Annotated in this window: 3 protein-coding genes; 2 read left to right on the top strand and 1 reads right to left on the bottom strand. The window is 75.1% G+C overall.

Going from position 1 to position 6310, the window contains the following annotated elements:
• Positions 1–216: 216 nt before the first annotated feature.
• Positions 217–930 carry a hypothetical protein gene (locus ACFWWQ_RS05150; protein WP_384590340.1) on the bottom strand — a complete coding sequence of 238 codons (714 nt, stop codon included), beginning with the start codon at positions 928–930 and terminating at the stop codon, positions 217–219.
• Positions 931–1574: 644 nt separating this feature from the next.
• On the opposite strand from ACFWWQ_RS05150, the gene ACFWWQ_RS05155 reads away from it, so the two are divergent.
• Both ACFWWQ_RS05155 and ACFWWQ_RS05160 read left to right on the top strand, forming a co-directional pair.
• On the top strand, positions 1575–3734 hold the full coding sequence (locus ACFWWQ_RS05155) for a RecQ family ATP-dependent DNA helicase (protein ID WP_384590343.1): 2160 nt from the start codon (positions 1575–1577) through the stop codon (positions 3732–3734).
• A gap of 1245 nt (positions 3735–4979) precedes the next feature.
• On the top strand, positions 4980–6251 hold the full coding sequence (locus ACFWWQ_RS05160) for a DUF4192 domain-containing protein (protein ID WP_384590346.1): 1272 nt from the start codon (positions 4980–4982) through the stop codon (positions 6249–6251).
• Positions 6252–6310 lie beyond the last annotated feature (59 nt).

Genomic DNA, 6310 nt, shown 5'->3' on the forward strand with positions numbered 1-6310 from the left:
CCGCGCGCGCGCGGCCGCGCCCCCCCCCCCCCCCCCCCCGGGGGGGGCGTCGGCGTGCCCGGGGGACTGGTGCACGGTGGCAGCCAGGGGTACGGCGAGGCGCGCATACGGGCACCGCTGACGCCCCATGCGCGGCCGGTGCGCGGGCACCGTGCACGTACCCGAAAACGGTGGCTGCGCTTCCGCGGCGGCCCGGGGCTTCTCCGGCCCGCCGCCTCAACTCCCGCTCGCGGCAATGCTTCTGGGGCCCCGGCTACCCGTCGGAGCCTCGGATTCCGGCAGGCGCCGGGGCCGCTCCGCACCACCGGCCGACCGCCGCGCACCGCTCCGCCGCCGCGCCGTCTCCGGTACGGCACGGGGCCGCTCGCCGCCCGCCGCGACCACGGCGCGCCCGCCCGGCTTCGGCCGTCCGCCGCGCCGCCGTCCGCCGCGCTCCTCGCCCAGCACCTGCCAGCGCTCGCCGTTCGTCATCAAGTACGCCCCGCACCGCAGCCCGTGCAGCGTGCAGGCGTCCCGCAGCCCCCACATCCAGGCGCCGTCCGTCTCCGTCCACCGCAGCTCGCCCGCGCGGCAGTACACGAGCACCGCCGTACGCACCGGGATCCGCAACCGCAGATCGTGCGGCACGATCCGCCGCAGATGCACCAGCAGGGCGTGCCGGAACCGCCACCCGTCGGGGTCGGCGGCGGCGAGCGTGAACGACGCGCTCGCCCGCACCCGCTGATCCGGATCGAGCACCGCCACCACTGCGGTGGAGAGCGCCGGGGCGTGCCGGTCGTACACCCCGTTGATCAGCTCACGGGGGTTGCGCAGCAGCGGAATCCCGGCCGTCGCCCACTCGGTGGGCTCCAGTACGCGGCTCCGCCGGGCAGCCGGATCGGCGGACGCGGGCCGGGACACGGGCGTGCGTGGGACGTCGGCGAAATCCACGTTCCTCCCTTCCACCACGCATCCCTCCGGCAGGCGGCGCCGGGCGCGCGACTCCACGGCGACCGGGCGCGCACGGCCGGTACGTGGATGCGGCACCGGTCTCCGCGCTCGCACGGGCTCGCGGCCGTATCCACCCCCCGCGCGCACTCCCGCCTCACCGATGGCGCTGCTTCCATCCTTCCCGCCGCCGCCCCGCCCGACGCCCCGTCGCCCGCTCCACATCGGCCTCGCACGGGCCTTTCCCCGCGCGGGGCATATGGCGGGCACTGCGCGGGCGTACGAGACGCGTGCCGCGTAGCGGTCCTCGGGAACCGTCGGGCCACGTGCCGGTCCGCGCCCGGCGGCGTCGCGACCGGCCCGCCGCAGCCGTGAAACGCGCCACGGGCTCCGCGAACCGGGCCGCCTACGGGTGCGGACCCCCCATTTCTTCAGCGTGCCGAGCACCGCACCACGACCGCGGCCCACCCCGGCGAGGCCCCTGCGTCAAGCCTCTGACCTGCGTAAACAGCCTCATACGGGGAGGGTGGAAAAGTCCGCGCGGACGTCCGGCGGCGACGTTCTCCGGCATGGGCGGAGCACGCGGACGGCCTCCGCAGCGGTGGGCAGGTGGCTGTTTGTCAGTGCCGTGCGGTTGCATGGGGGGCATGAACCAACAGGAGCTGCGTGCCGAAGCCGACGCCATCCTCGCCGAACTGGTCGGCGACCCGGGGGGCCCGGCGACGCTTCGGGAGGACCAGTGGCAGGCGGTGGCCGCCCTGGTGGTCGAGCGCCGTCGCGCGCTGGTCGTGCAGCGCACCGGCTGGGGCAAGTCGGCGGTGTACTTCGTCGCCACCGCGCTGCTGCGCCGCCGCGGTTCCGGCCCGACGGTGATCATCTCGCCGCTGCTGGCGCTGATGCGCAACCAGGTCGAGTCGGCCGCCCGCGCCGGAATCCGGGCGCGCACGATCAACTCCGCCAACCCGGAGGAGTGGGACGCCATCCACGAGGAGGTCGAGCGCGGCGACGTCGACGTCCTCCTGGTCAGCCCGGAGCGCCTCAACTCCGTCGACTTCCGCGAACGGATGCTGCCCAAGCTCGCGGCCACCACCGGCCTGCTCGTGGTGGACGAGGCGCACTGCATCTCCGACTGGGGCCACGACTTCCGCCCGGACTACCGCAGGCTGCGCACCATGCTCGCGGAGCTCTCCCCGGGTGTCCCCGTCCTCGCCACCACCGCCACCGCCAACGCCCGGGTCACGGCGGACGTCGCCGACCAGCTCGGCACGGGCGTGGGGGAGGCCCTGGTGCTGCGCGGCACGCTGGAGCGGGAGAGCCTGCGGCTCGGTGTGGTGCGACTGCCGGACGCCGCACACCGCCTGGCCTGGCTCGCCGACCATCTGGGGGAACTGCCGGGCTCCGGAATCATCTACACCCTCACCGTCTCGGCCGCCGAGGAGGTCACCGCCTACCTGCAGGGCCGCGGTTTCCGCGTCGCCTCCTACACCGGCCGCACCGAGAACGCCGACCGCCAGCTGGCCGAGACCGACCTGCTGGAGAACCGCGTCAAGGCGCTCGTCGCGACCTCCGCGCTCGGTATGGGCTTCGACAAGCCCGATCTGGGTTTCGTGATCCACCTCGGTTCGCCGTCCTCGCCCATCTCCTACTACCAGCAGGTGGGCCGCGCGGGCCGCGGCGTGGCCCACGCCGATGTGCTCCTCCTGCCCGGCAAGGAGGACGAGGCCATCTGGCGCTACTTCGCCGAGGTCGCCTTCCCGCCCGAGTCCCAGGTCCGCCAGACCCTCACCGCCCTCGCCGACGCCGGACGCCCACTGTCCGTACCGGCCCTGGAGGCCCAGGTCGACCTGCGGCGCAACAGGCTGGAGATGATGCTGAAGGTGCTGGACGTGGACGGCGCGGTCCGGCGCGTGAAGGGCGGCTGGACGGCCACCGGCGCCGACTGGGTGTACGACGCCGAGCGGTACGCCTGGGTCGCACGGCAACGCGCCGCCGAACAGCAGGCCATGCGCGACTACGTCGGCACCGCCCGGTGCCGGATGGAGTTCCTGCGCCGCCAGCTGGACGACGAGGGGGCGGCCCCGTGCGGCCGCTGCGACAACTGCGCGGGGGAGTGGACCAACTCCACGGTGTCCTCGGCGGCGCTGGCAGGCGCCACGGGCGAACTGGACCGCCCGGGCGTGGCGGTCGAACCCCGCCGCATGTGGCCGACGGGCATGCCCGCCCTGGGCATCGACCTCAAGGGCCGCATTCCGGCCAACGAACAGTGCGCCCCCGGGCGTGCCCTGGGCCGCCTCTCCGACATCGGCTGGGGCAACCGCCTGCGCCCGCTGCTGGCCGAGCAGGCCCCGGACGGCCCCGTCCCGGACGATGTCCTCCAGGCCGCGGTGGCGGTCCTCGGTGACTGGGCCCGTTCCCCGGGCGGCTGGGCCTCGAAGGAACCGGACGCTGCCGCCCGGCCGGTGGGCGTCGTCGCCGTCCCGTCCCTGAGCCGTCCCCGGCTCGTCCACTCCCTCGCCGAAGGCATCGCACGCATCGGCCACCTCCCCTTCCTCGGCTCCCTCGCCCACACCGAGCAGGGCAACGCCCACCGAGTCCGCCGCAGCAACTCCGCACAACGCCTCCAGGCCCTGTCCACCGCCTTCACCGTCCCCGCGCCTCTGGCCGATGGCCTCGCCCGGACCCCCGGCCCGGTCCTGCTCGTGGACGACTACACCGACTCCGGCTGGACCCTCGCGGTCGCCGCCCGCCTCCTCCAGCGGGCGGGCACGGAACGGGTGCTGCCGTTGGTGCTTGCGGCGGCGGGGTGAGGGGGCGGGTTTCGTGCCCTGCCGGGGTTCGGCCTGTGCGGCGTGGTGACGGTGGGGTGTTGGGCTGTCCTTGAGGCGCCCCTGTGGATTTGGCGGGGCCTGGTGCGCGGCAGGCGCCTGACGGGGCGCCGGTTCCGGGTGCGGGCCCGGGGCTGTGGCGTGCCGGGCTGTGACGGTGAGCTGGGGCGCTCCTGCTGCGCGGGGCCGTCGCCTCGGCCCAGGCTCATGCGGTGTCGGCTGCCCCGTTCCGATGGGGCTCGGGGTGCGCGTCGGCCCGACGAGCCGCGCGGCTCCTCGGCAGCATGGTGTGCGGCAGCCGCGTGGCGGGTCGCCCCGGTTCCGGCCCGGGCGCGGGGCATCGTCGCACCACAGCTGGTGACGACGGGCGGGCCGGCGCACTCTGCGAAGTCGCGCCGGGAACCTGCCGACCGTGAGGGACTGCCCCGGCACCGCCCACGTCCAGGACGCCCGCGCCGCTCGACGACCGGGCAGTGATCACGGGCCTCTCGCCACCCCGGGCACGAGGCGTCAGGACCGCAGACGGCCTCCGGTGTCATGGGCGACCTCCGGCGCCAGGACCGTGGCCCCCGAGTAGCGCTCGCCCTTCGCCCGGGCCTGTGGAAATCTCCGTCACCCGGCAGTTATCCACAGGGGTCGCGGCGCGGCGGACCGGCGCGGGATCTTCGAGCCATGAACCAGCACAGCGAACGACCTCACGACCCGAACCCCACCCGGAAGCCGCCTTCCCGCCCCGGTACGTCCTCCGCCTCCGGGCGCCCGGAAGGTCCGCCCGCGGCCTCCGCACCGGCCGCCGCGCGGCCACCGGCTCCTACGATCCCCGCGCCCCGCTCGTCCTCGACCGCCCCGCCCCCGAAAACCACGGCACCCCCACGGAAGCCTGCCTGCCCCGACGCCGGAACCACCCGCGCCGCAGGACCACGACACCCCGCCGCCGGACGACCCGGCGCACCCCGACCCGGCGACCCCGCTCCCGCCGACCTCTCTCTGCCTGCGAACCTTTTCCTCCCGACCGGCCCCGCTCCGGACGGTCCCACCCCGACCGGCCCCGCTCCGGACGCCCCCACCCCGGACGGTCCCGGCCCGGACGGTCCTGGCCCGGCAGGCGTCCCCGCACCCGACGCCGCACCATCCGACGGAAACCACACCACCCACCCGGGACCCGAAACCGAGCAGCAGGTCACCCTGCGCGACGCCGCCGACCTCGCCGACGCCCTGCCGTACTTGATGGGCTTCTACCCCGACGACAGCGTCGTCCTGGTGGGACTCCACGGCCCCCGCGGACGCTTCGGCGCCCGGGTCAGGCTCGGCATCCCTACCGACCCGGAACAGTGGCCCGACGTCGCCGACCAACTCGCCTCCTGCCTCATCACCGCCGCCGACAACCGCGGCGACCGACCCACCGGCATGCTCGTCTTCCTCTGCCAGGAGCCGACGAACGGCGAACGCGGCCAGGACGTCACACAGCGCCTACGGCCCCTCGCCCAGCGACTGCGCACCGCCTGCGGCACCCTTGACGTCCCCGTCCTCGAAGCGCTCTGCCTCTCCAACAACCGCTACTGGTCGTACTGCTGCCCCGACTACCGCTGCTGTCCCGCCGACGGCAAACCCATGGTCATGCCCGGCACCTCGGTCATGGCGGCGGCCGCCGCGTACGCGGGCATGCAGGTACGCGGCTCCCTCAAGGAGATGGAGGCACGCCTCACCCCACGCACCGGTCCCCGCGCCGCTGAGCAGGTCAAGGCCCTCGACACCGCGGTCAGCCGCTTCCTGCCCCGGATGCTCCACGCCAACGGCGCCCACGTCGTCCGTGAGGACACCCTCGACCGGGCAGCTGCCATGATCCACCGCTTCCGGCTGGACACGCCCGCCGGAAGCAACAGGGCCCGCGACGCCTGCGACGACGCCCTCCTCACCGACGCCGAAGCCGCCGAACTCATCCTCGGACTCCAGGACCGCCTCACCCGCGACCGGGCCGCCGAATGGATGGAAGGCCCCTCCGCCGCAGCCGCCCTCCGTGTCTGGCGCGCCCTCGCCCGCCGCTGCGCGGGCGCCTACATCGAGCACTCCGTCGCCCCACTGACCCTCGCCGGATGGGTCGCCTGGTCCACGGACGACCAGCCTTCCGCCCGCGTCGCTCTCAGCCGCGCCCTGGGCATCGACCCCGACTACGTTTTCGCCCAACTGTTGCACCGCGGCATCAACGAGGGCCTCGACCCCGAACCGCTGCGCCGCTGTCTGCGGAGCGAACGCGAGGAGCGCGAAGCGCAGGCGGCTCGTGAGATGAGCGGTACCCGCGACGCGGCGGCCGCCGCCCACACCACGCCCGCCCCCGACACCACGCCCGCCCCCGACACCGGACCTGCCCCTGAGCGGGAGCCCCGCTCCCGCCGCGCGACGGCCGGTCACCCCAGGGCGCTCCGGGGCACCTCCGGCCCGCCCGGTACCCGCCCTGCCGCCCGCCGCACCCCACGCGGCGGTGACCGGAGCCGAAGGTGACTCAGGAACGAGGTGTGGGCCCCGGGGACAGGCAAGCGGGCCCCAACCAAGAGGAGGGG

Source organism: Streptomyces sp. NPDC059080 (assembly GCF_042739975.1).
Taxonomy (GTDB): Bacteria; Actinomycetota; Actinomycetes; order Streptomycetales; family Streptomycetaceae; genus Streptomyces; species Streptomyces benahoarensis.

Bases quoted from the DNA above. Each gene is read 5' to 3' on its own strand.
- ACFWWQ_RS05155 (WP_384590343.1), top strand. From the start codon at position 1,575: ATGAACCAACAGGAGCTGCGTGCCGAAGCCGACGCCATCCTCGCCGAA.
- ACFWWQ_RS05160 (WP_384590346.1), top strand. From the start codon at position 4,980: ATGGGCTTCTACCCCGACGACAGCGTCGTCCTGGTGGGACTCCACGGC.